This is a genomic window from Mycetocola sp. Y719, assembly GCF_056713205.1.
The window spans coordinates 1044234-1068477 of sequence record NZ_JBWYGY010000001.1; the positions used below are offsets into that span (position 1 = coordinate 1044234).

At 65.5% G+C, this 24244-nt stretch carries 20 protein-coding genes and 2 riboswitches; of the genes, 9 read left to right on the forward strand and 11 right to left on the reverse strand.

Features of this window, described 5'->3' with window-relative positions:
- The first annotated feature begins 124 nt into the window (after positions 1-124).
- From efeU to efeB, 3 genes are read left to right on the forward strand one after another with little or no spacing between them, the layout of a single operon-like run.
- A complete protein-coding gene (gene efeU, locus AC1M0F_RS04895) occupies positions 125-955 on the forward strand; it encodes an iron uptake transporter permease EfeU (protein ID WP_480237064.1) in 831 nt (276 codons plus the stop codon).
- A gap of 12 nt (positions 956-967) precedes the next feature.
- On the forward strand, positions 968-2149 hold the full coding sequence (efeO, locus tag AC1M0F_RS04900; RefSeq protein ID WP_480237065.1) for an iron uptake system protein EfeO: 1182 nt from the start codon (positions 968-970) through the stop codon (positions 2147-2149).
- A complete protein-coding gene (gene efeB / locus AC1M0F_RS04905; RefSeq protein ID WP_480237066.1) occupies positions 2150-3439 on the forward strand; it encodes an iron uptake transporter deferrochelatase/peroxidase subunit in 1290 nt (429 codons plus the stop codon).
- 153 nt (positions 3440-3592) lie between these two features.
- Here the strand turns inward: efeB and AC1M0F_RS04910 are convergent, their stop codons facing one another.
- The 8 genes from AC1M0F_RS04910 to AC1M0F_RS04945 form a co-directional block, all read right to left on the reverse strand.
- Complete coding sequence (locus AC1M0F_RS04910) at positions 3593-3907, reverse strand: AzlD domain-containing protein (protein WP_480237067.1); 315 nt, start codon at positions 3905-3907, stop codon at positions 3593-3595.
- Positions 3904-4632, reverse strand: coding sequence for an AzlC family ABC transporter permease (locus AC1M0F_RS04915; protein ID WP_480237068.1), 729 nt, complete (start codon positions 4630-4632; stop codon positions 3904-3906). Before AC1M0F_RS04915 ends, AC1M0F_RS04910 begins: the two co-directional genes overlap by 4 nt.
- A gap of 3 nt (positions 4633-4635) precedes the next feature.
- Entirely contained in the window at positions 4636-5073 is a 438-nt protein-coding gene (locus tag AC1M0F_RS04920; RefSeq protein ID WP_480237069.1) for a hypothetical protein, read from the reverse strand.
- A 76-nt stretch (positions 5074-5149) separates the two neighbouring features.
- Entirely contained in the window at positions 5150-7057 is a 1908-nt protein-coding gene (typA, locus tag AC1M0F_RS04925; protein ID WP_480237070.1) for a translational GTPase TypA, read from the reverse strand.
- A gap of 240 nt (positions 7058-7297) precedes the next feature.
- Positions 7298-9046, reverse strand: a complete 1749-nt coding sequence (locus tag AC1M0F_RS04930; protein WP_480237071.1) for a dipeptide ABC transporter ATP-binding protein — start codon at positions 9044-9046, stop codon at positions 7298-7300.
- Complete coding sequence (locus tag AC1M0F_RS04935; protein WP_480237072.1) at positions 9043-9993, reverse strand: ABC transporter permease; 951 nt, start codon at positions 9991-9993, stop codon at positions 9043-9045. The genes AC1M0F_RS04930 and AC1M0F_RS04935 overlap by 4 nt, the downstream gene beginning before the upstream one ends.
- A complete protein-coding gene (locus AC1M0F_RS04940; RefSeq protein WP_480237073.1) occupies positions 9983-10912 on the reverse strand; it encodes an ABC transporter permease in 930 nt (309 codons plus the stop codon). Before AC1M0F_RS04940 ends, AC1M0F_RS04935 begins: the two co-directional genes overlap by 11 nt.
- 125 nt (positions 10913-11037) lie before the next feature.
- Positions 11038-12660, reverse strand: coding sequence for a peptide ABC transporter substrate-binding protein (locus tag AC1M0F_RS04945; RefSeq protein ID WP_480237074.1), 1623 nt, complete (start codon positions 12658-12660; stop codon positions 11038-11040).
- A 228-nt stretch (positions 12661-12888) separates the two neighbouring features.
- Between AC1M0F_RS04945 and AC1M0F_RS04950 the strand changes: the two genes are divergently transcribed.
- The 4 genes from AC1M0F_RS04950 (at position 12889) to AC1M0F_RS04965 (ending at position 17270) form a co-directional block, all read left to right on the forward strand.
- Positions 12889-13656, forward strand: a complete 768-nt coding sequence (locus AC1M0F_RS04950) for a CPBP family intramembrane glutamic endopeptidase (protein ID WP_480237075.1) — start codon at positions 12889-12891, stop codon at positions 13654-13656.
- Between the two features lie 102 nt (positions 13657-13758).
- Complete coding sequence (locus tag AC1M0F_RS04955) at positions 13759-14109, forward strand: DUF485 domain-containing protein (protein WP_480237076.1); 351 nt, start codon at positions 13759-13761, stop codon at positions 14107-14109.
- Complete coding sequence (locus AC1M0F_RS04960; protein ID WP_480237077.1) at positions 14106-15686, forward strand: solute symporter family protein; 1581 nt, start codon at positions 14106-14108, stop codon at positions 15684-15686. Before AC1M0F_RS04955 ends, AC1M0F_RS04960 begins: the two co-directional genes overlap by 4 nt.
- A gap of 318 nt (positions 15687-16004) precedes the next feature.
- Positions 16005-17270: a CAP domain-containing protein gene (locus tag AC1M0F_RS04965; protein ID WP_480237078.1), complete on the forward strand. Its 1266-nt coding sequence runs from the start codon at positions 16005-16007 to the stop codon at positions 17268-17270.
- Between the two features lie 137 nt (positions 17271-17407).
- Here AC1M0F_RS04965 and gcvP read toward each other — a convergent pair whose 3' ends face one another.
- From gcvP to gcvT, 3 genes are read right to left on the reverse strand one after another with little or no spacing between them, the layout of a single operon-like run.
- Positions 17408-20272 (reverse strand): aminomethyl-transferring glycine dehydrogenase, encoded by a 2865-nt coding sequence (gcvP, locus tag AC1M0F_RS04970; protein ID WP_480237079.1) that lies wholly within the window; start codon positions 20270-20272, stop codon positions 17408-17410.
- Positions 20272-20646, reverse strand: a complete 375-nt coding sequence (gene gcvH, locus AC1M0F_RS04975) for a glycine cleavage system protein GcvH (RefSeq protein ID WP_480237080.1) — start codon at positions 20644-20646, stop codon at positions 20272-20274. The genes gcvP and gcvH overlap by 1 nt, the downstream gene beginning before the upstream one ends.
- A gap of 4 nt (positions 20647-20650) precedes the next feature.
- Positions 20651-21778: a glycine cleavage system aminomethyltransferase GcvT gene (gcvT, locus tag AC1M0F_RS04980; protein ID WP_480237081.1), complete on the reverse strand. Its 1128-nt coding sequence runs from the start codon at positions 21776-21778 to the stop codon at positions 20651-20653.
- Positions 21779-21853: 75 nt separating this feature from the next.
- Positions 21854-21959, reverse strand: a riboswitch (glycine riboswitch).
- Position 21960: 1 nt separating this feature from the next.
- Positions 21961-22049: riboswitch (glycine riboswitch) on the reverse strand.
- A gap of 177 nt (positions 22050-22226) precedes the next feature.
- On the opposite strand from gcvT, the gene AC1M0F_RS04985 reads away from it, so the two are divergent.
- A complete protein-coding gene (locus AC1M0F_RS04985; protein WP_480237082.1) occupies positions 22227-22949 on the forward strand; it encodes an NUDIX hydrolase in 723 nt (240 codons plus the stop codon).
- Positions 22946-24244: a quinolinate synthase NadA gene (nadA, locus tag AC1M0F_RS04990; RefSeq protein WP_480237083.1), complete on the forward strand. Its 1299-nt coding sequence runs from the start codon at positions 22946-22948 to the stop codon at positions 24242-24244. The genes AC1M0F_RS04985 and nadA overlap by 4 nt, the downstream gene beginning before the upstream one ends.

A 24244-nucleotide genomic window follows, 5' to 3' on the forward strand; every position in this document is an offset into this window, starting at 1 on the left:
ACAGTGTAACTGGACAGCATCCACGGCCCCGGCTAGTCTCTACTTTGGTAAGGCTACACTTACTTCCCCCCTCCTCCGGTCGCGTCAGCGTTGATTCCCGGCTGCCTCCATCACAGAAGGTCCCGTGTTCGCTAATTACCTGATCGGCCTGCGCGAAGGCCTCGAAGCGGCCCTCATCGTCGGTATCCTGATCGCCTATCTGGTCAAGATCGACAGGAAGGACCTGCTTCCGCGGATCTGGCTCGGCATCGGTATCGCGGTTCTCGCGTCTCTGACCACCGGGGCCATCCTGACCTTCGGTCCGTACGGCCTGAGTTTTCAGGCGCAGGAGGCGATCGGGGGGATCCTCTCGCTCGTCGCCGTCGGCTTCGTGACCTGGATGATCTTCTGGATGGGCCGCACGGCCAAGGATCTCAGCCGCAACCTTCGCACCGGCGTCGACCGGGCAGCAGCGGGGGCCGGATGGGGAATCGTCCTGCTAGCCTTCCTCAGCGTCGGCCGCGAGGGCATCGAGACAGCGTTGTTCGTCTGGACGACGGTCGGCCCCAACAGCACGGGAACTGAGGCGCTCACCGGCGTCCTTCTCGGCATAGCGACAGCCGTCGTCCTCGAGGTCCTGATCTATCGCGGGCTCCTCACCATCAACCTCTCCGTGTTCTTCACGTGGACCGGCTATGCCCTCATCCTCGTCGCAGCCGGCGTTCTGCTCTACGGCATCGGAGACCTGCAGGAAGCAGGCTTCCTCCCCGGCTGGGGTGTGACGGCTTTCGACGTCAGCACCGCGATCCCGCCCACGAGTTGGTACGGCACCCTCCTCGGCGGCACCCTCAACTTCAACCCTGCGCCCACCTGGCTGCAGGTCGGCTGCTGGCTGGCCTACACGGCCATCACCATCGTGCTGTTCGCCCGGCTCACCAGGCGACCGGCGACAGCAAGAACCCCCGCCCTTGTCTAACGGAGTAACCATATGACCGCTCGTCCCGCCCTGGGCCTCGCCGCCCTCGCCGCCGTCGCCCTTACCCTCACCGGATGCGTCGCCAACAACACGGCGACCGACGCCCTGACCGTCGATATCACCGACGACAACTGCGCGGTCTCCAGCGCAACAGCGCCATCCGGCGCGATCACCTTCAGCGCGACGAACAACGGCACGGCCGTGAACGAGTTCGAGATCCTCGCAGAGGACAAGCTGCGGATCGTCGGCGAGAAGGAGAACATCACCCCAGGGCAGACCGTCGACTATGTCATCCAGCTCGAACCGGGAACGTACTACACCGAGTGCAAGCTCGGAATGGTCGGCGCGGGGATCGGCACAGCCGAGTTCACCGTGAGTGGAAACGCCGGGGCGGTCGACGCCGACGAGCAGGAGCGCACGGATGCCGCTGTCACGAACTATGTCTCCTACGTCAAGGACCAGGTCGGCGAACTGGTCGCAGCCGTCGACACCTTCGGCGAGGCATACGCCTCCGGTGACGACGAGACGGCCAGGTCCCTCTTCCCCACCACCCGCGTGCACTACGAGCGCATCGAGCCGACGGCTGAGGCATTCGGCGACCTCGACCCCAAGCTCGACTTCCGTGAGCCGATGGCAGAGGAGGACGGAATCGAGTTCACCGGCTTCCACCGCATCGAAAAGGACCTGTGGGCTCCTGAAGGCTTCACTCCGAGCAACGCCGCCGAACGTCGCGTCCTCGCCGACGGCCTCATCGAGGACGTCGCAACACTGTACGACCTCGTCTACTCCGACGACTTCACCGTGAGCCTGTCCGACATCTCGAACGGCGCCATCGGTCTGCTCGACGAGGTCGCGGCGTCGAAGATCACGGGTGAGGAAGACGAATTCAGCCACACCGACCTCTGGGACTTCCAGGCCAACGTCGAAGGCGCATCCGTCGCCTACGGCAACGTCCGTGAGATCGCTGAAGCTCGCGGCGAGGAAGGCGAGGAGCTGGTTGCGGACATCGACGAGCAGTTCGAGAACCTCAACACCCTCCTGGCACAGCACGGCAACCTCGCTGACGGGTTCGTCTACTACGACGAGCTGACCCCGGAGCAGATCAAGGAACTCTCCGACGGCATCAACGCCCTCGCCGAGCCCCTCGCCGTGCTCACCCACACGGTCCTCGACATCGCCGAGCCCACCGAGTAGATGCAGATGACCGACGCCGAACCCGAACGCACCGACCGCGGTGGGCTGTCCCGCAGGGGGCTGCTCGCCCTGGCCGGTGCGGCCGCAGGAGGGCTCGCTGTCGGCGGGGCGGCCGGTGCCGCGGTCGGCGCGGCCGTCGCTGCCACGCCTGCAGGGCGAGCGACGACGTACCCGTTCTTCGGCGAGCACCAGGCCGGGATCACGACGCCGGCGCAGGACCGCCTGCATTTCGCCGCATACGACGTCTCACGGACGACGGACCGCGCCGATCTGATCGAGCTGCTCCAGGACTGGACGTATGCGGCATCCCGGCTGACACAGGGTCTTGACGTGAGCGAGGAGGGCGCCGTCGGCGGATCGGATGTCGCCCCGCCAGATGACACCGGCGAAGCGCAGGGGCTGCCAGCGGCCGGGCTCACGATCACGTTCGGTTTCGGTCCGACCCTGTTCACCACGGCTGACGGCGTCGATCGCTTCGGGCTCGCGGATCGCCGGCCGGCCGCGCTCGTCGATCTTCCGCACTTCTCCGGTGACACTCTCGACGAGAGCATCTCGGGCGGTGACCTGTGCATCCAGGCCTGCGCAGACGACCCGCAAGTGGCCGTTCACGCCATCCGCAACCTGTCACGCATCGCCTTCGGCCGTGCAGCACTTCGGTGGTCGCAGCTCGGGTTCGGGCGCACATCGTCGACGTCGACCGCCCAGGTGACACCGCGCAACCTGTTCGGCTTCAAGGACGGCACGGCGAACATCAAGGCGGAGGAACCGGCTACCGTCACCGAGCAGGTGTGGGCCGCTTCCGATGACGGCGCCGAGTGGATGGCGGGCGGTTCCTATCTCGTCGCCCGCAAGATCCGCATGATCATCGAGACCTGGGACCGGGCGTCGCTCGGTGAACAGGAGCGGATCGTCGGGCGGACCAAGGGTGAGGGAGCCCCGCTCAGCGGTGGAACCGAGTTCACCGAGCCCGAGTTCGACTCGTCGGAGGGCGCAGCGATCGACCGCGACGCCCACGTGCGGCTCGCGCATCCGAGCATGAACGACGGCGCGAAGCTCCTGCGCCGTGGGTACAACTTCGTCGACGGCAATGACGAGCTCGGCCGCCTCAACGCCGGGCTGTTCTTCATCTGCTTCCAGCGCGACCCGCGCACGCAGTTCATCCCGATCCAGAAACAGCTGGGCCGGAGTGACCTGATGAACGAGTACGTGAGGAACATCGGTTCGGGCATCTTCGCCATCCCGGCCGGCGTCAAGGACGGCGGCTGGATCGGGTCGGCACTGTTCGCCTGAGCTGTGCACCCCGAGGGAGCGGCGCGTTGACCCCTCGAGTCGCCACGAATGGTCGCTCGAGCGCCGAATCGCCGGGAACTGCTGCCTGCACCCGCAAACGACGACATCTCGTGGCGAATCAGCACCGGATGCTGGCAGCGTTGCCGTCGGCGCTCAGGCCATCCCTGTCCACAGGCGGAGCAGCGCCGCCACGACGGCGGCCGCGATCACGACGACCAGGAACGGCACGCGGAGCCAGTACAGCGCAGCGGCGACGACGAGGGCGGGCACCCGGGCGTCGAGCACCAGCTGCTGACCTGCTCCGAGCGTCTGGACGGCGATGAGCGCGGCCAGAAGCGCGACGGTGAGCAGGTCAGCCGTCCGGGCTGCCGCCGGCTTCTCCAGCCAGTGCGGCGGAATCGCATAACCGACCAGCTTGATGGCGACGCAGGCGATGGATGCGAGCAGGACGATGTGCCAGACCGTCATGGCGTCCCCGCCTCCCCCGCGGGCGTCCGTGTGCCGAGCCAGTTCGTCACCCCGAAGATCACGGCGACGAGGGCAGCGGCGATCACCGGGACACCGGGAGACACGACGGGCGTCAGGGCGGCCGCGAGGACCGCCGCCGCGCAGGCGACCGCGATGGTCTGGTGACTCTTCAGGCGCGGCCACAGCAAGCCGAGGAAGGCGGCAGCGGCCGCCGCGTCGAGGCCATAGGCGCGCGTGTCCCCGAGCAGGTCGCCGATCAGCGCGCCGAGCAGGGTGGTGAGGTTCCACCCGATGTAGACGACGATCCCGGTGACCCAGAACCCGCGGCGCTGTGCAGCAGGTTCGTCCTGGGCGAGCGCGACGGCCGTGGATTCGTCGATGGTGAGCCACGCCGCAGCGGTGTCGCGCCAGATCCCCCTGCCGCCGACCACGGGCTTCATCCGCATCCCGTACGCGGCGTTGCGTGAGCCGAGGAGCACGGCACTCGCGATCGCGGCAGGGCCGGCGGCGACTCCCCCGGAGGCGAGAACGCCGACGAGGGCGAACTGCGACCCTCCGGTGAACATCAGGAGGCTCAACACGCAGGTCTGCCAGACGTCGAGCCCCGCAGCGACCGCGAGGGCACCGAACGACACCCCGTACGCAGCGGTGGCGACGCCGACAGCGATGCCCTGGCGGGCCGCCGCCTTCTCAGGGGTAGTCGGTTGGCGTTCTCGTCGTCGCATCGGCTAGGCGACAGGCACGACGGTGTAGATCACCGTCTCAGGCGTGGAGACGAGAGTGACGTCGTAGCCGTCACCGGACAGGTGCACGACGGAACCGTCCGCATTCGACACACGCCCGGTCTCGCTGAAACCGGCCCCGGCGAGGGCTTCGGATGCTGCGTCTCCCGAGTCCTGCGCGGTCACGTTCACGACCCAGCCAGCTTTCCCGTCGATCGTGGTCTCTGCGCCCATGACGTTTCCGCTGACGAGGGGAACGGCGTCGGACGGGAACCCGTCCGGCACTCCTCCACTGAGCTTCACGTCGAGCGCTCCGCCCGTGGCATCCTCGATCGCCTGTTCGACCCCGCCGGTGATGCCCTCGCCGATCTGGGTGCACCCGGTGAGGGCGATTGGGACGGCCAGGCAGGCGAGAAGGGCGACGGTGAGACGAATTCTGGGCATGGGTAGAGATTACCGTCCAACGACAAAGCGCCCGGGATCAGGGATCCCGGGCGCTTCCGCCGTTCGGCGGGTACTACTAGTCGTTCTGCTTCTTCAGCCGGCTCGTGTTGCGCGCGCGGGCGTTCGCGTCGAGCTCGACCTTGCGGATGCGGACGATTGCCGGGGTGACCTCGACGCACTCGTCTTCACGGGCGAACTCGAGGCACTCCTCGAGCGACAGCTGGCGTGATGGCGTCATCGACTCGAACGTGTCCGAGGTCGACTGGCGCATGTTCGTCAGCTTCTTCTCTTTGGTGATGTTCACGTCCATGTCGTCATTACGCGAGTTCTCGCCGATGACCATGCCCTCGTAGACCTCTTCGGTCGGGTTGACGAAGAACGTCATCCGCTCCTGGAGGGCGATGATGGCGAACGGGGTGACCACACCTGAGCGGTCGGCCACGATCGAGCCGTTGTTTCGCGTGACGATGGCGCCTGCCCACTCGTCGTATCCGTGCGAGATCGCGTTGGCGATTCCGGTGCCGCGGGTAAGCGTCATGAACTCGGTGCGGAATCCGATGAGGCCGCGCGAAGGAATGATGAATTCCATGCGGACCCAGCCGGTGCCGTGGTTGGCCATGTTCTCCATACGGCCCTTGCGAGCGGCCAGGAGCTGGGTGATGGCGCCGAGGTACTCCTCGGGAACATCGATGGTGAGGTGCTCGTACGGCTCGTGCGTCTTGCCGTCGACCTTCTTGGTGACGACCTGCGGCTTGCCGACGGTCAACTCGAAGCCTTCACGACGCATCTGCTCGACGAGGATGGCGAGGGCGAGTTCTCCACGGCCCTGCACTTCCCACTTGTCAGGCGCACCGATGTCGAGGACGCGGAGTGACACGTTACCGACGAGTTCACGGTCGAGACGGTCCTTGACCATGCGGGCGGTGAGCTTGTGGCCCTTGACCTTGCCGACGAGCGGTGAGGTGTTCGTTCCGATGGTCATCGAGATCGCCGGCTCGTCGACCGTGATGGTCGGGAGCGGGCGGACGTCGTCGGGGTCCGCGAGCGTCTCACCGATGGTGATGTCCGGGAATCCTGCCACGACGACGATGTCACCGGGGCTTGCGCTCTCAGCCGGGTAGCGGTCGAGGGCCTTGGTGATGAACAGCTCGGTGACGCGCACATTGTGAACGGAGCCGTCGTACTTGACCCAGGCGACCGTCTGACCCTTCTTGATCGTGCCCTGGAAGATGCGCAGGAGCGCGAGGCGACCGAGGAACGGCGAGGCGTCGAGGTTGGTGACGTGAGCCTGGAGGGGGTGCTCGTCGTCGTAGACGGGAGCGGGGATGTGCTTGATGATGGCGTCGAACAGCGGCTCGAGGTCGTCGTTGTCCGGCAACGTGCCGTTGTCAGGCTTGTTCCAGCTCGCAGCACCGTTGCGGCCAGAAGCGTAGACGACGGGTACGTCGAGGACGGCGTCGAGGTCGAGGTCGGGGACGTCGTCTGCCATGTCGCTCGCGAGGCCGAGCAGAAGGTCCTGGCTCTCGGCGACGACCTCATCGATGCGGGCATCGGGGCGGTCGGTCTTGTTGACGAGGAGGATGACGGGCAGCTTGGCCTCGAGCGCTTTGCGGAGCACGAAGCGCGTCTGCGGGAGCGGGCCCTCACTCGCGTCGACGAGGAGCACGACGCCGTCGACCATGGACAGGCCGCGCTCGACCTCTCCACCGAAGTCGGCGTGGCCGGGGGTGTCGATCACGTTGATCGTGATCGGACCGTTCGTCGCGTGCTTGCCCTTGTACGACACCGCCGTGTTCTTGGCGAGGATCGTGATGCCCTTTTCGCGCTCGAGCTCGTTCGAGTCCATCGCGCGCTCTTCGAGGTGTGAGTGCTCGGCGAACGAGTCCGTCTGACGGAGCATGGCGTCAACCAGCGTGGTCTTGCCGTGGTCGACGTGAGCAACAATGGCTACGTTTCGGAGGTCGTCGCGCGAAGCTTGCGCCATGAAGAAAATCCTTACAGAGAATGGATGCCGCTGGAATTCGGTGCGGCCGGAAGTGGAGAGGTGGGCACAGAGCCCGACCCAACAGAATATCCTACCGCACTCGGCTCGCTCCCCCGCTGGGAGCCCCCGGTGGAGCCCCGGTGGCACGGGCCGGAACGATGAAACGGGACCGCCCCGAAGGGCGGCCCCGCTCTGATCAGCTGTGGCGTCGAAGGACACCGACGCTCTGGTGGTGTCGGGTCAGCGCCCGAACTCGAAGTTGCCGCCCGGGATCGCCTCGAGGAGTTCCTGCGTGTAAAGCTCGCGCGGGTTGTCGAAGACCTCGTCGGTCGTCGCGGACTCCACGATCCTTCCCTTCTGCATCACGCTGACGTTGTCGGCCACGAGGCGGACGACGGCGAGGTCGTGTGTGATGAACAGGTAGGTCAGGCCGAGCTCGGACTGCAGCTCGGTGAGCAGGTTGAGGATCTGCCCCTGCACGAGGACGTCGAGCGCCGAGACCGCCTCGTCGAGTACAAGCACATCCGGCTTCAGCGCCAGCGCACGAGCGATGGCGATGCGCTGCCTCTGACCTCCGGAGAGTTCACTCGGGTAGCGGAACCGGGTCGCAGACGGAAGCGAGACCTGGTCGAGAAGCTCGCGGACGCGGGCCTCCCGTTCCTTGGCGTTGCCGACCTTGTGGGCGAGCAGAGGTTCGGCGATCGTGTTGCCGACGCTGTACTGCGGGTCCAGCGACCCGTACGGGTCCTGGAACACGGGCTGCACCCGGCGCCGGAACTTCAGCAGGTCCGGCCCCTTCAATGAAGCAACGTCCTGACCGTCGAAGTCGATCTTTCCGCTCGTGATGCTCTCGAGCTGGAGGATGAGCTTCGCCACGGTGGATTTACCCGAACCGGACTCACCGACGATCGCCGTCGTGGTTCCGCGCTGAACACCGAACGACACGTCGTTGACGGCAAGGAGTTCATCGTGCTTGAACCCCGCTTTGCGGATCCGGTACAACTTCGACACGTTCTGAACCGAGATGAGATCCGCGGTCGGTGCCGCGTTCTCCCGCTCGGCAGCCCGGGCGAGGAGCGCGTCATCCAGCGAGCCTTCGGAGAAGATCTGCGCTTCGTTCGCGGCACGGTGCTTGACCGACTGGATGCGACGCGAGGCAAGGCTCGGCGCAGCAGCGACGAGACGCTGGGTGTACGGGTGCATCGGGTTCGCGAGGATCTCCTGCGACGGTCCTGACTCGACGACTTTGCCCTGGTACATCACCACGAGCTGTTCAGCACGTTCGGCGGCGAGGCCGAGGTCGTGCGTGATGAACAGCACACTGGTGCCGTAGTCGCGCGTGAGCGTCGCCAGGTGGTCGAGGATCTGGCGCTGCACCGTGACGTCGAGCGCCGATGTGGGCTCGTCGGCGATGAGCAACTTCGGCCGGGACGACAGCCCGATACCGATGAGGACCCGCTGGCGCATTCCGCCCGAGAACTGGTGCGGGTACTGCTTCAGACGGTCGCCGGCATCAGCGAGCCCGGCCTCCTGCAGCACCTGGATGGTGCGCTGGCGCGCCTCTTTGCCCTGGGCGATGTTGTTCGCCTTGATGGCTTCCTCGACCTGGAACCCGATGGAGTGCACCGGGTTGAGGTTCGACATCGGGTCCTGGGGCACGTAGCCGATCTGGTTTCCGCGAACCGCCTGGATCTCCCGGGCGGAAAGCTTGGTCAGATCGCGTCCTTCGAAGAGGATCTGGCCGCCGGTGACCTTACCGGTGCCCGGCAGGAGGTCGATGATCGACTGCGCGGTCGTCGTCTTGCCCGAGCCGGACTCACCGACGATCGCGAGGGTCTGGCCTGCGTACAGGGTGAAATCCACACCGCGCACCGCAGGAACGATGCCGCGCTGGGTCTCGAAGCCGACCTGAAGATCGCGGATCTGCAGGAGAGGTTCGTTCGACGGGTCGTCGAGCGAGTTGACGGTCTGGGTGGCTGGCTGGCTCATCGGCGCGCCCTCGCCTTCGGGTCGAGTGCATCACGGACGACGTCGCCGAGCATGAGGAACGAAAGGACGGTGATGGAGAGCGCCGCGGCCGGGTAGAGCAGAGTCTGCGGGCTGGTGCGGAGCGAGTTCGTCGCCTGGTTGATGTCGTTGCCCCAGGACATGACGTTCGTGGGCAACCCGACTCCCAGGAACGACAGCGTCGCCTCAGCGACGATGAATGTTCCGAGCGAGACGGTCGCGATGACGATGACCGGGGCGATCGAGTTCGGCACGACGTGTCGGAGAAGGATTTTGCCCCTCTCCACGCCCAGGGCGACGGATGCCGTCACGTAGTCGGAGTTTCGGGCGCTCAGGACCGCGCCGCGCATGATGCGGGCGATCTGTGGCCAGGCGAAGATGCCCAGCACCACGGCGACCGTGACCGGCGTGCGGTTCGGGAGGACCGAGATGAGGACGATGGCACCGAGGACGGTGGGAACGGCGTAGAAGATCTCACCGACGCGGGAAACGACGGAGTCGAGGAATCCACCGAAGAAGCCGGCGAGAGCTCCGACAACGACACCGATGATGGTCACCATCAACGTAGCCAGCAGGCCGACCGTGACCGACGCCTGTGCCCCATGGATCACCCGGGAGTAGACGTCACAACCCTGCCGGGTGAAACCGAACGGGTGCCCGGCTTCGGGACCGCCGTTGCTGTTGGCCAACTGGCAGTCCGTGTTCGGCGGCACCTGCGTGAACAGGCCGGGGAACAGCGCGACGACGATGATGAGGACGATCATGACCGACGAGATCCAGAACATCGGCCTGCGGCGCATCGCGTCCCAGGCATCCGCCCACGTGCTGCGCGCCTTCTGTGACTCGTCCAGCTTGTCGACCGGGGCGACAGGGGTCTCCTCGATCGGGGCGACGTAGTGGCCCTGAGGTGTGAACTTCTTACTTGGCATAGCGAATCCTTGGGTCAAGCAACGCGTAGAGCAGGTCGACGAGCAGGTTGGCGATCACGAAGATGATGACCATCACTGCGATGAATGAGACGACCGTCGGGCCTTCGCCGAGCTGGATAGCCCGGTAGACCGTTCCTCCGACTCCGTTGATGTTGAAGATGCCTTCGGTGACGATCGCACCGACCATCAGCGACCCGAGGTCAAGGCCCAGGAAGGTGACGACCGGGATGAGCGAGTTCCGGAGCACGTGAACGCGCACGACACGGTTTCGTGAGAGCCCCTTGGCCGTTGCTGTCCGAACAAAGTCAGCACTGAGATTGTCGGACACGCTCGCCCGGGTGAGCCGGACGATATAGGCGAACGAGACGGATGCCAGCACAATGGCCGGCAGGATCAGCTCGCTCCACGGAGCGTCGCCGGACACGGTTGTGCGTGCCCAGCCGAGTTGAACTCCGAAGATCAGCTGGAGCACGAAACCGATGACGAAGGTCGGGACGGAGATGAGGAGAAGACTGACGACGAGAGCGGACGCGTCGAACAGTTTGCCCTTGCGCAGTCCGGCGATGAGGCCGATCAGGATTCCGGCGATCGATTCGAACAGCAGCGCGAGGATCGCGAGGCGGGCCGTGATCGGGAACGCCTGGGCCATCACGTCCGAGACGGGGCGACCGGAGAAGGTCGTGCCGAAGTCGCCCTGGAACAGGCCGATGATGTAGAGGAAGTACTGCACGATGAACGGCTTGTCGAGGTTGTACTCCTCACGGATGATCTCGATCACACCAGGGGCAGGTGGTCGGTCTCCGTACAGCGCCGCAATCGGGTCTCCCGGAAGCGAGAAGACCATGAAATAGATGAGGAACGTTGCCCCGAAGAAAACGGGGATCGTTTGGAGGATGCGTTTGCCTGTGTACCAGAGCATCAGGCAGTCTCGCCGGGTCGAATGAACATGAATGTCGCAATCACTGGAGAAGTCTAATCAATGAAATGTCCGGGGCGAATCCGCCCCGGACATTTCATTGCTTGTTTGTGCTGGGCTGGTGAAACTTAGCCCTTGGTGATCTGGTAGTACAGCGGAACCGAGTTCCAGCCGAACACCACGTTGTCGACGGTGTCAGCCGAAACGCCGGTGACGTTGGAGTACCACAGCGGGATGGACGGGAGGTCCTCGAGGAGGACTTCCTGAGCTTCCTGGTACTTCGCGGTCGCGTCTTCAACGCTGCTTGCCGTTGCACCTTCCTTGAGGAGGCTCTCGAACTCTTCGCTCGAGTAGTCTTCGTAGTTCGATCCGGCGCCAGTGACGTACAGCGGAGCGAGGAAGTTGTACAGCGACGGGTAGTCGGCCTGCCATCCGGCACGAGTTCCACCGGTCAGCTTGTCGGCGTCGCGGTCTTCGAGAGCGGCCGCGAAGGTCGGGTACGGCTTGCCGACAGCCTCGATGCCGAGGGTGTTGACGATGCTGTTGATGACAGCGTCGACCCAGGCCTGGTGGCCACCGTCGGAGTTGTACGCGAGGTCGAACACGGTCGAGCCGTACGGCGCGATCTCGTCGGCTTCAGCCCACAGCTTCTTGGCTTCTTCAGGGTTGTACTCGAGGACGTCAGCACCCTTGAGCTCGTCGGTCCAGCCGTCGATCACCGGGGAGGTGAAGTCGGTGGCCGGGGTACGGGTGCCCTGGAAGATGACATCGGTGATCTCATCGCGGTTGATGGACATCGAGAGTGCGGCGCGACGCAGCTTGCCTTCCTCGCCACTCCAGTGCTCGAGGTAGTACGGCATGTTGAATGCCTGGAAGACCGCTGCCGGCTGGTTGACAGCACGGTCACCGAACTCATCTTCGTAGGTCTCGAATGCGGAGTCGGGAACAGCGTCGAGCACATCGAGGTTTCCGCCCTGGATGTCCGCGTAAGCGGCTTCCTGAGTGGCGTAGAAGATGATGTCGAGTCCGCCGTTGGCCGGCTTGCGAGGACCGTTGTAGTCAGGGTTGGTGACCAGCGAGATCTTTTCCTCGTGGACCCAGGCGCCTTCTTCGGCCAGCATGTACGGGCCGTTGCCGATCGGGTTCTCGCCGAAGGCTTCCATGTCCTCGAATGCGGCCTTGGGCAGCGGCGAGTATGCCGAGTAGCCCAGGCGCAGCGGCCAGTCAGCCTCGGGAGCGGCGAGTTCGACCGTGAAGGTCGTCTCGTCGACGACCTTGAGGCCGGTCAGTTCGGAGTCCTTCTCGTAGTCGAATCCGACGATGTTGTCGAAGAAGTACGAAGAACCCTGCGCGTTGCTGAAGAGTGCGCCGTAGTTCCAGGCGTCGACGAACGACTCAGCCGTGACGGGCTCGTCGTTGCTGAAGGTCCAGCCGTCTTCGAGCGTGACCGTCCAGTTCGTCGCGTCGTCGGACTCGATCGACTCAGCGACCTCGTTCTCGATTTCACCGTCAGCGGTGTACGAAACGAGACCAGCGAAGAGCGAGTCGATGATCTTTCCGCCGCCCACCTCGGTGGTGTTCGTCGGGATCAGCGGGTTCTGCGGCTCGTTGCCGTTCGTGGTGATGATCGCTGTGGCGTCACCCTTGGGGTCTTCTGCTGCCGGCTCATTGCCCGACGCGCAGCCCGTCAGCGCAAGTGCGCTGGCAGACAGCAGCGCAAGGGCGCCGAGGCCAATGCGTGATTTCTTCAATTTTCCTCCTGTGCAAGTGAGCACGGCAGGCAGAATTGTGCCCCGTCTACCGCGCTGGATACAAGAACCCTAAGTATCGTTGGGGTGATCTGCAAAATTCGGCGGGCAATCGTTACACACCGGTAACTCAGTCTGAAGAATCTTGCATTTTTCGCACGTTTCTTGCACTTCTGAGCGTGACGGCGCGCGAAATCCACAACTTTCCCCGATAACGCACACGGAGCGAGAATGCCAGAGCAGGGCCGGGCGCGGGCATGGTGGGAGATCGCGATCGTTTTGGGGCTGAGCGTGGGGGCCTCGGCGGTCTATTCGCTGGTCGCGATCGTCGCCCGGCTGACCGATGACCGACCTCTCTCCGACCAGTCCGCCAGCCTCAACCCGTCGCAGAGCGAACGGGAGTGGCTCGATTTCACCTACCAGTTCCTCGGCATCACCTTTGAGCTCTTCGCCGTCGCACTCGCGCTGTACCTTCTCTGGCGGCCCGGCATGAGCGGCATGGCGCGGATCGGTCTGGACTTCCGTCAGCCCGGACGCGACGCGACCCGCGGCATCCTGCTGTTCCTGGCCATCGGCATCCCTGGCATCGCCCTGTACGCGGCGGGACGGCTGACCGGGATCACCGTCGCCATCGTGGCCTCACCCCTCGACACCCACTGGTGGACGGTTCCCATCCTCATCCTTTCCGCCCTGCGTGCGGCACTCGTCGAGGAGGTCATCGTTGTCGGGTACCTCTTCACCCGGCTGAAGGAACGGGGCTGGTCTGACTGGACAATCATCCTGTCAACGGCAGTGCTCCGCGGAAGCTACCACCTCTACCAGGGCATCGGTCCGTTCATCGGCAACGTCGTCATGGGGATCGTCTTCGGCTGGTGCTACCGCCGATGGGGCCGCGTCGCGCCCCTCGTCGTCGCTCACACGCTGCTCGACGTCGCGTCGTTCGTCGGCTACCCGTTGGCCGTCATGCTCTGGCCGGACTTGTTCATGCAACCGAAGTAACGCCGTCCATCACCTTGTCGCGCGATCATCGACCCCATTAGGGTGTCACGCAGTGCACAGAGCGGTGCGCTGCGCATCGCTGCGCTGAATCCCAGGAGGATCATGGCACACGACGACACAGGGACGAACGCCCCTAACACCGCGATCGACTACATCGCCATCGAAGAATCCCCGCCATTCATCGAACACAAGAGACGGCATCGAAGTTTCGTCTTCCCGCTCACCATCGCCTTCCTCGTCTGGTACTTCGCGTACGTCCTTCTCGCCGACTACGCGCACGAGTTCATGTCGATCAAGGTCATCGGCAACATCAACGTCGGACTGCTGCTCGGACTCAGCCAGTTCGTGACGACGTTCGCCATCACAACCTGGTACGTCTCGTTCGCGAACCGGAAGCTCGACCCGGCCGCTGAGAAGTTCCGGAACGAACTCGAGGAGATGGAACGCTCATGACCGTCGGAGAACCCATACTCAACATCTCGATCTTCGCGGCGTTCGTCGCCGTGACCCTCGTCATCGTCATTCGCGCCTCGCGGTCGAACAAGACGGCGAACGACTTCTACGCTGCAGGGCGATCGTTCAACGGCGGGCAGAACGGTACAGCCATCGCCGGCGATTACCTCTCTGCAGCATCCTTCCTCGGGATCTGTGGGGCCATCGCGGTCAACGGATACGACGGATTCCTCTATTCGATCGGTTTCCTCGTCGCCTGGCTCGTCGCTCTGCTGCTCGTCGCCGAGCTGCTCCGCAACACGGGCAAGTTCACGATGGCGGATGTCCTCTCCTTCCGTCTCAAGGAACGTCCGGTCCGTCTCGCCGCAGCGACAGCGACACTCGCGGTCTGCTTCTTCTACCTGCTCGCGCAGATGGCAGGGGCCGGCGGACTCGTCTCGCTGCTGCTCGGCGTCAACGACAGCCTGGGTCAGTCCGTGGTCATCGCGGTCGTCGGTGTCATCATGATCCTTTACGTACTCATCGGCGGCATGAAGGGCACCACCTGGGTGCAGATCATCAAAGCCGTTCTCCTCATCGCCGGCGCCGGTGTCATGACGGTATGGGTGCTCGCCCTCAACGGGTTCAACCTGTCCACACTGCTCGGCAGCGCGGCGGAGGTCGCGGGCGAAGGCATCCTGAACCCGGGCGCTCAGTACGGACTCACCGGGTTGTCCCGGCTGGACTTCGTCTCGCTCGCGCTCGCGCTCGTACTCGGGACCGCGGGTCTCCCCCACGTGCTGATGCGGTTCTACACGGTCCCGACCGCCAAGGAGGCCAGGCGAAGCGTGGTCTGGGCGATCTGGCTCATCGGGCTGTTCTACCTGTTCACTCTCGTGCTGGGCTACGGAGCCGCGTACCTCGTGGGCAAGGAGACCATCCTGGCCGCACCGGGCGGGGTGAACTCCGCGGCACCACTGCTCGCGTTCGAACTCGGCGGGTCGATCCTGCTCGGGATCATCTCGGCCGTGGCGTTCGCGACGATCCTCGCGGTCGTCGCCGGGCTCACCATCACAGCGGCAACCTCGTTCGCACACGACGTCTACGCCAACGTGATCAAGAAGGGTGCCGTCCCGCCGAACGGCGAAGTGAAGGTCGCCCGCATCACCGTCGTGGTGATCGGACTCCTCGCCATCGCCGGCGGCATCGGCGTGCAAGGCCAGAACATCGCGTTCCTCGTGGCACTCGCGTTCGCCATCGCAGCGAGCGCCAACCTGCCGACCATCCTCTACTCCCTGTACTGGCGCAAGTTCACCACGCGCGGCGCACTGTGGAGCATGTACGGCGGGCTGGGTTCCGCACTGCTGCTGATCATCTTCTCCCCCGTCATCTCAGGGGCGGAGACCTCGATGTTCCCCGACGCGAACTTCGCGTTCTTCCCACTGAACAACCCGGGCATCATCTCCATCCCGCTCGGGTTCCTGCTCGGCTGGCTCGGAACGGTGACGTCGTCGGTGAAGGAGGATCCGAGGGTGGCTGCTGAAATGGAAGTGCGCTCGCTCACCGGTCATGGGGCGGAGAAGGCTTCTTCCCACTAGGCACATAGGGTGAAGGGAGTATTTTCTCCTCAGCTCAGACAATGACAAGGAACGCCCCCGGACACCGTGCTTCCGCTTCGGCGGGCCGTCCAGTCCGGGGGCGTTCCTTGTCATAACTCGACACCCCGAAAACACTCCCTTCACCCGGCGAATATGAGTGGTGCGGCCGTGCCCAGGACCTGCGGGCTCGCTAGGTGGACGGGCGGGCTCGCTGAGCGCTGGAAGGTCGCCCCGGGCTGGGGGCGGGGGCCAAAAGGGCCGATTGGTAGGGTTGGCCGGGACACGGCGTTTCGGGACGCCGATTTCTGAGGGGAAAACATGTCCACTGATACAACGTCGTACATACGCGGCCGTTTCACCGTCATTGCACTTGCCACTGCGCTGCTCGCCTCCGCCCTCGTCGCCGTTCCGGTCACCGCCCAGGCTGCAGAGCCCGTCGTCGGCGGCTACACACTCACTGAGGCGAGGAAGATCATCCTCGACGACACGAACGCGATCCGTAAGGGTCTCGGACTCAAACCGGTGGTCCAAAGCGCTGCGCTCAACACCGTCGCCCAGAACTGGTCGGCGAAACAGGCGAGCGTCAGGACGATGTCCCACAACCCGTCGTACGCGAAGCAGTACCCGGCCGGCTGGACGACAGCGAGCGAGAACGTCGCATACGGCTACGCGGTGAAATCCGTCGTCGCCGCGTGGAAGGCCTCCCCCGGCCACTACAAGAACATCACCCAGGCATCCGCCAACGCACTGGGCATCGGTGTGGCGACAGCCAGCAACGGGTCGCTCTACTACACCCAGAATTTCGCCACCTACCCGGGAGGCGTCCCGTCTGCCATCGCCGGCACCAGACCGAGCATCAGGACGCCGGGCGACATCGTCGTCGCCGACACGTCCGGTCGGCTCTGGAACTACGGCAGGCAGGGTCAGGTCGGCACGACAGCGAGGACGCTCATCGGAAGCGGCTGGACGGGGATCAGGGAACTCCACGTCAACGACTGGAACAGCGACGGCATCCAGGATCTCGTCGTCCAGTGGCAGAACGGGCAGATGCACGTCTACCCCGGTCGCGCAGCCGGGGGGTTCACGCCCAGGATGCTCATCGGTTCCGGCGGCTGGGGCAACGTCGAGGTCGACATCGCGAAGTGGAAGACGACGGACAGGTACCCGTCCGTCGTGATGAAGGATGCCGCGGGCGCGCTCTGGCTGTACCCGAACACCCGCGGTACGACGCTCTCCGCCCGCACATCGATCGGCAGCGGCTGGTCGGCGCTGAGCGTCAAGATCGCCGACTACAACAAGGACGGCAAGCAGGACGTCCTCGCGACGAACGCGAAGGGTGAGATCTGGCTCTACCGGACCACCGGCGCCGGACGATTCGTCGCGGAGACTCGGACGAGGATCGGTTCAGGCTGGTCGGGCTTCACATCCGTCGTCCTCAGCGGCTTCGGCGGGGCCGGCACCACAGGCCTCATCGGCAAGGATTCGGCCGGGGCGCTGTTCTATTACCCGATCCTCACCGGCAAGTTCGGTGCCCGCCAGGCGATCGGCACCGGCTGGGGCGCGATGGCGCTGAGCAACGACTAGTCAGCCTCAGGCCCGCAACCACATCGCGCGACGTGGTTGCGGGTCGCAGTCTCTTTCCAAAGATTGCCTGAGTTAAGGCTGCCGCCTTTCACAAGGCTTCGCCTCGTGAAGCTGAGGAGCAATGCTCCAGCGACCTGCTAACCCTCAAACGCCTCGGGGGGCGGGCAGGCACACACGAGGTTGCGGTCTCCGAACGCGTTGTCGATCCTGCGCACCGGCGGCCAGTACTTCGTCCGCACGAGTGAACGGACCGGGTACACGGCCTGCTCGCGGGTGTAGGCGTGCTCCCACTCCCCCTCGATCACGGCTTGCGCGGTGTGCGGTGCGTGGACCAGCGGGTTGTCGTCCGCCGGCCAGGTTCCGGCCGCGACGGCATCCGCTTCGCCCTTGATCGCGATCATCGCTTCGATGAATCGGTCGATCTCGGCGAGGTCCTCGCTCTCCGTCGGCTCGACCATGAGTGTGCCTGCGACCGGGAACGACATTGTCGGTGCGTGGAATCCGTAGTCGACGAGGCGCTTGGCGACGTCGTCGACCGTCACACCTGTGGCTTCCTTGAGCGGACGCAGGTCGAGGATGCACTCGTGCGCGACGAGACCGTTGTCGCCGGTGTAGAGCACCGGGTAGTGGTCGCGCAGCCGGGTGGCGATGTAGTTCGCCGCCAGGACGGCGGCGCCTGTGGCCTTCTTGAGACCCTCTGCGCCCATCATGCGCACATATGCCCACGAGATCGGGAGGATGCTCGGACTGCCGTACGGAGCGGCTGAGACCGGTCCGCCGCCGTGGACGAACGGACCGTGGTCGTCACGCTGGGCGAGCGGGTGCCCGGGGAGGAACGGCGCGAGGTGCGCCTTCGCCGCGACCGGCCCGACACCCGGGCCGCCACCGCCGTGAGGGATGCAGAACGTCTTGTGCAGGTTGAGGTGCGAGACGTCGCCGCCGAAGTCACCGAACCTGGCGTAACCGAGCAGCGCGTTGAGATTGGCGCCGTCGACATAGACCTGTCCGCCGGCGTCGTGGACGGCCTGCGTGATCGCGGTCACCTCGTGCTCATAGACGCCGTGCGTCGACGGGTAGGTGATCATCAGTGCGGCGAGCGCGTCGGCGTGCAGGGCGATCTTCGCCTTCAGATCGTCGAGGTCCACGTTGCCGAGCTCGTCGCACGCGACGACGACGACCTTCATGCCGGCCAGAACAGCGGATGCCGCGTTGGTGCCGTGTGCACTCGACGGGATGAGGCAGACGGTGCGTTCCGTCTCTCCGTTCGCGCGGTGGTAGCCACGGATGGCGAGGAGCCCGGCGAGTTCGCCCTGGCTGCCGGCGTTCGGCTGGAGGGACACGGAGTCGTACCCGGTGACCTCGGCGAGCCAGCTCTCGAGCTGCTCGATCAGTCCGAGGTAGCCGATCACGTCGGCCTCAGGAGCGTACGGGTGCAGCCCGGCGAACTCGGGCCAGGTGACGGCTTCCATCTCGGTCGCCGCGTTGAGCTTCATCGTGCACGAGCCGAGCGGGATCATGCCGCGGTCGAGCGCGTAGTCCCTGTCGGCCAGCTGCTTGAGGTAACGCATCATGGCGGTCTCGGAGTGGTGGGTGTTGAACACCGCATGGGTGAGGTACTCGCTCGTGCGACGGAGGCCGTCAGGCAGTCGGGTGGTCTCAGCACCGTCGACGATGTCGATCTTCTCGTCCCGTGAGAAACCGAACGCGACGACGACGGCCTTCAGCTCCGCGGCGGTCGTGGTCTCGTCGACCGAGATGCCGATGGTGGCGTCATCGACGAGGTGCAGGTTGATGCCCAACTCGCGAGCCCGGCCGATGATCGTCGACGCCTTGCCGGGGATGTGAACCCGGATGGTGTCGAAGAAGGTGTCGCTGACGAGAGTGAGTCCGTAGCTCGTGAGGATGCTCGCGAGCACGTCGGCGCGGTGCGCTGTCTCGGTGGCGATCCGGCGGAGCCCGTGCGGGCCGTGGTAGACGCCGTACATCGATGCCATCACGGCGAGGAGGACCTGCGCGGTGCAGATGTTCGACGTCGCCTTCTCCCGGCGGATGTGCTGCTCCCGCGTCTGCAGGGTGAGCCGGTATGCAGGGTGCCCCGCGGCATCCTGGCTCACCCCGACGAGGCGGCCGGGCAGCTGGCGTTCGAGTCCCTTGCGGACGGCCATGTAGCCGGCGTGAGGGCCGCCGAAGCCCATCGGCACGCCGAGTCGCTGGCTCGTGCCGACGGCGATGTCGGCGCCGAGCTCGCCGGGCGAGGTGACGAGAGCGAGGGCGAGCAGATCTGCGGCGACGACCGTCAGCCCGCCCTGTGCCTTCACTGACGCGAGGACGGTCGAGGGGTCCCAGACGCGGCCCGATGCGCCCGGGTACTGGACGAACGCGCCGAAGCTGGCGTCAGGGAGTGCGCCTCCGCCTGCGAGGTCCACCTCGACGAGATCGATGCCGACGGCTTCTGCCCTGCTGGCCAGGAGTGCTTTCGTCTGCGGGAACGCGTCTTCATCGACGACGAACACGTTCGTCGCGAGCTTGGACGCTCGCCTCGCGAGGAGCATCCCTTCGACGACGGCGGTGCCCTCGTCGAGCATCGACGCGTTCGCGGTGTCGAGTCCGGTGAGGTCGGTGACCATGGTCTGGAAGTTGATCAGCGCCTCGAGGCGGCCCTGCGAGATCTCCGGCTGGTACGGCGTGTACGCCGTGTACCAGGACGGGTTCTCGAGCACGTTCCGCTTGATGACCGCTGGGGTGACCGTGCCGTAGTATCCGAGCCCGATCATCGACGTGCGGACCGTGTTGAGGTCGGCGAGTTCCCGAAGCTCGGCGAGGGCTTCCCGCTCACTGGCCGCTGCGGGGATCGATGAATTGAGGATCTCGCTCACGTGGATCGACTCGGGCACTGCGGCCTCGACGAGTGCGTCGACGCTCTCGTAGCCGACGGCGGCCAGCATTCCGGCCTGCGCCGCGGCATCCGTTCCGATGTGGCGCTCGGAGAACAGTTCCGCCATTATTCGCCGACCAGCGCGGAGTACTCGTCCCAGCTGAGCAGGCCGTCCGGCAGGGCGTCGAAGCGCACCTTGATCAGCCAGCCGGCTCCGAACGGGTCACTGTTCACCAGGCTCGGGTCATCGACGACGTCGGAGTTCTGCGCGGTGACCGTGCCGTCGACAGGTGCGAAGAGTTCGCCGACGGACTTTGTCGACTCGATCTCGCCCACGACGGTTCCCGAGGCGAGCGTGCCGTCGACGTCGGGCAGCTCGACGAAGACGACGTCACCGAGCTTCTCGGCGGCGTAGTCGGTGATGCCGACCGTGGCGATGTCGCCGTCGATGTCGAGCCACTCGTGCTCGGGCGTGTACTTCAGCGTGGTCTTGTCAGCCATGGCCTTACTTCTCTCTTCTGTAGAACGGGAGTGCTGTGACAGTTGCGGGAATCGCGGTGCCGCGGACATCGACGGCCAGTTCGGTGCCAGGCTCGGCGAGCGCCGGATCGACGTACGCCATCATGATCGGATGCCCGAGGGTCGGCGACAGGGCGCCACTCGTGACGATTCCGACCGTGGCGCCGTCGGCGACGACGGGGTATCCGGCCCGGCCGGCGCGACGCCCGTCAGACACGAGGCCGACGAGGACCCTGGCGCCGTCGGCAGGACCGGCTTCGACGGCACGACGGCCGACGAAGTCACCCTCCTTGGTGAGATGGACGACGCGGCCGAGCCCGGCCTGAACCGGCAGGGTGTCGACGCCGAGTTCGTGGCCGTAGAGCGGCATGCCCGCCTCGAGGCGCAGCGTGTCCCTGCTGGCGAGGCCGGCTGGGACGAGCCCGCGCTCCGCTCCCGCGACGGTGAGCGCGCGCCAGAGATCGGCGGCATCGGCGGCGTCGACGTAGAGCTCGAACCCGTCCTCGCCGGTGTATCCGGTGCGCCCGACGAACACGGAACGACCGTTGAAGGTTGCGCCTGTCGACCAGTAGTACTTGAGGTCGGCGAGCGACTGCTGGCCCTCCGCGACGGCGAACCCTGCGGTGTTCTCGATGATGGCGAGGGCGTTCGGACCCTGCACGGCGATGAGCGCAACGCTGTCACTGACGTCGCGGACAGCCACGTCGAAACCGTCGGCGCGTTCGGTCAGGGCGGTGACGACGGGTTCACGGTTCCCCGCGTTGGCCACGACGAGATACGCGCCTGGGGCGTTCTGGTAGACGATGAGATCGTCGATGATCCCACCGGTCTCGGTGAGCAACAGGCTGTACTTGGCCTGCAGGAATTTGACCGTGGAGATCTTGCCAGCGAGGGCGTAGTCGAGGAACGCTGCGGCATCGGGGCCCGTCACCTCGATCTCGGCCATGTGCGAGATGTCGAAGATACCGGCGGCCGTCCGCACGGCCGCGTGCTCGGCGAGGTCGCTGGAGTAGCGGACAGGCATCTGCCAACCGGCGAAGTCGGTGAAGCTCGCCCCGAGGCTCTCATGGATCGGGAAGAGCGGGCTGGTGCGTTCAGGGATGGGGTCCGACACGAGTTCTCCAGAGTTCCGCCCGAGTCGCTCGGACGGTCGCAAATGCGGCTGCGGCACGCGAGGTGCCTTGGGAACTCCCCCTCTGTCATCGGCCTGAGAGTTTCGCGCGCCTCCGTCGTCTTGACGAGAGGCGGCTTTCACCGTCGGCGGAACGCGCAAGCGTGTTCGCTTTCCAGAGTGGCCAGTTCGATGCGGTACGTAAACCTGAGAGATTGGCGGGGAGGCTTGCTCCTTCGGTGCCGGGCGTGCCCGGCTCTCCCGCATCGCGTGTGCGGCCCGATATTCGATTTGCGCCCAGCCTACCGCGAGCGCGCCCCTCCCCGCGCCGCAATCTGTGGATGTGACGGACGATGAAAGACCGGACTTTCTGTTTTGGTCACAATGACACTAAGATGGTCAGAGACTTAGAGTCATTTCGACTTTAACCACAGATGAACGGGAGGACACTATGACCGCAGCGCACGCCGCCGTTCAGGTTGCCGTTTCGACCGTCATCTTTGCGCTTCGTCCCCATCCGGAAACCGGGCTGATGACGATGTGGATGCCGCTCGTCCGTCGCATCCGCGAGCCGTACGTGGGTCAGTGGGCGCTCCCAGGCGGTCCGCTGGAATCCGACGAGGATCTCGCCGAGTCCGCAGCCAGGACCCTCGCCGAGACCACGCTGCTCACCCCGCGGTACCTCGAGCAGCTGTACGCCTTCGGAAACACCGACCGCTCCCCCGGCGACCGTGTCGTCTCGATCGTCTACTGGGCACTCGTGCGCTCGGAGGAAGCCGACGTGGCGGTCGAGACCGAGAACGTGCGCTGGTTCGAAGCGGACACCCTGCCCGACCTCGCCTTCGACCACAACCTCATCGTCGAATACGCCCTCTGGCGCCTCCGCAACAAACTGGAGTACAGCCACATCGCCCACGAATTCCTGGGCGACACCTTCACCCTCTCCGAACTGCGCGAAGTCCACGAGGCCGTGCTGCAGAAATCACTGGATCCCGCCAACTTCCGGCGCCAGATCGAGGGCTCAGGCCAGGTCGTTCCCACCGAACACCTGCAGACCGGCGGCCGGCATCGCCCGGCGCGCCTCTACCGCTACAACCGCGCGGCGACCGCCGAGAACAACGGACCCCTCGGGACCCGGTCGGTTTCTCCCCGCCCGGTGCAAGGAGCATCATGACCATCACCGCCTCCGTCGACAGCACCCTGACGCAGATCTCCGCCGGCACCGCACCGGGCGCGTCGTGCAGCCCCGACCTCGTGCAGAAGCCCTGGGTCTTCGACCTGCAGCCACCCGGCTACGGCCCTGGCTCGTCGATGGGCGATGTCATCCCGGCCGGCTCGCCGCGCCAGGGTGCCCTGCCCGCCTTCTACCGTGAGGCCGGCGCCGACGAACTCGACCGCCGCATCCGCGCCGCCAAGGCCGCCCTCGGCGACCGGCTCGTCATCCTCGGGCACTTCTACCAGCGCGACGAAGTCCTCGCATACGCGGACTACGTCGGCGACTCGTTCCAGCTGGCGACCGCCGCGAGAGAACGAACCGAGGCAGAGGCCATCGTCTTCTGCGGCGTGCACTTCATGGCGGAGACCGCCGACCTGCTCAGCACCCAGGAACAGTCGGTCATCCTGCCCAACCTCGCCGCAGGATGCTCGATGGCCGACATGGCGAACATCGACCAGGTCGAGGAATGCTGGGAACAGCTCGCCGAGCTGTACGGAACTGAACCGGACGCCTCGGGCCGCGTCCCCGTCATCCCGGTCACCTACATGAACTCCTCCGCCGCTCTCAAGGGCTTCTGCGGCCGCAATGGCGGAATCGTCTGCACATCGTCGAACGCCCAGACGGTCCTCGAGTGGGCCTTCGAGCGCGGACAGCGCGTGCTCTTCTTCCCCGACCAGCATCTCGGCAGGAACACCGCCAAGGCGATGGGGGTGCCGCTCGAGCAGATGCCGATGTGGAACCCGAACAAGCCCCTCGGCGGCAACGACGCGCAGTCGCTCGACGACTCACGCGTCATCCTCTGGCACGGTTTCTGCTCGGTGCACAAGCGCTTCACGGTCGACCAGATCGCGAAGGCCCGAGCCGACTTCCCCGGCGTTCGCGTCATCGTGCACCCCGAATGCCCCATGCCGGTCGTCGACGCCGCAGATGAAGCCGGCTCGACCGACTACATCCGCAAAGCGATCGAAGCAGCGCCCGCAGGCACGACCTTCGCCATCGGCACCGAGATCAACCTCGTGCAGCGGCTCGCCGCCGAACACCCGGAGCACACGATCTTCTGCCTCGATCCGGTGATCTGCCCGTGCTCGACGATGTACCGGATCCACCCCGGCTACCTGGCATGGGTGCTCGACGCTCTGCTCGACGGCGAGGTGCTCAACCAGATCACCGTCTCGGACGACGTCGCCCTTCCGGCACGAGTCGCCCTCAAGCGGATGCTCGCCGCCCGCCCTCCCGTGCAGGCGGGGGCCTGA

Coding starts and splice junctions, on each gene's coding strand:
- efeO (WP_480237065.1), top strand. CDS start 968: ATGACCGCTCGTCCCGCCCTGGGCCTCGCCGCCCTCGCCGCCGTCGCC.
- efeB (WP_480237066.1), top strand. CDS start 2,150: ATGCAGATGACCGACGCCGAACCCGAACGCACCGACCGCGGTGGGCTG.
- AC1M0F_RS04910 (WP_480237067.1), bottom strand. CDS start 3,907: ATGACGGTCTGGCACATCGTCCTGCTCGCATCCATCGCCTGCGTCGCC.
- AC1M0F_RS04915 (WP_480237068.1), bottom strand. CDS start 4,632: ATGCGACGACGAGAACGCCAACCGACTACCCCTGAGAAGGCGGCGGCC.
- AC1M0F_RS04920 (WP_480237069.1), bottom strand. CDS start 5,073: ATGCCCAGAATTCGTCTCACCGTCGCCCTTCTCGCCTGCCTGGCCGTC.
- typA (WP_480237070.1), bottom strand. CDS start 7,057: ATGGCGCAAGCTTCGCGCGACGACCTCCGAAACGTAGCCATTGTTGCT.
- AC1M0F_RS04930 (WP_480237071.1), bottom strand. CDS start 9,046: ATGAGCCAGCCAGCCACCCAGACCGTCAACTCGCTCGACGACCCGTCG.
- AC1M0F_RS04935 (WP_480237072.1), bottom strand. CDS start 9,993: ATGCCAAGTAAGAAGTTCACACCTCAGGGCCACTACGTCGCCCCGATC.
- AC1M0F_RS04940 (WP_480237073.1), bottom strand. CDS start 10,912: ATGCTCTGGTACACAGGCAAACGCATCCTCCAAACGATCCCCGTTTTC.
- AC1M0F_RS04950 (WP_480237075.1), top strand. CDS start 12,889: ATGCCAGAGCAGGGCCGGGCGCGGGCATGGTGGGAGATCGCGATCGTT.
- AC1M0F_RS04955 (WP_480237076.1), top strand. CDS start 13,759: ATGGCACACGACGACACAGGGACGAACGCCCCTAACACCGCGATCGAC.
- AC1M0F_RS04960 (WP_480237077.1), top strand. CDS start 14,106: ATGACCGTCGGAGAACCCATACTCAACATCTCGATCTTCGCGGCGTTC.
- AC1M0F_RS04965 (WP_480237078.1), top strand. CDS start 16,005: ATGTCCACTGATACAACGTCGTACATACGCGGCCGTTTCACCGTCATT.
- gcvP (WP_480237079.1), bottom strand. CDS start 20,272: ATGGCGGAACTGTTCTCCGAGCGCCACATCGGAACGGATGCCGCGGCG.
- gcvH (WP_480237080.1), bottom strand. CDS start 20,646: ATGGCTGACAAGACCACGCTGAAGTACACGCCCGAGCACGAGTGGCTC.
- AC1M0F_RS04985 (WP_480237082.1), top strand. CDS start 22,227: ATGACCGCAGCGCACGCCGCCGTTCAGGTTGCCGTTTCGACCGTCATC.
- nadA (WP_480237083.1), top strand. CDS start 22,946: ATGACCATCACCGCCTCCGTCGACAGCACCCTGACGCAGATCTCCGCC.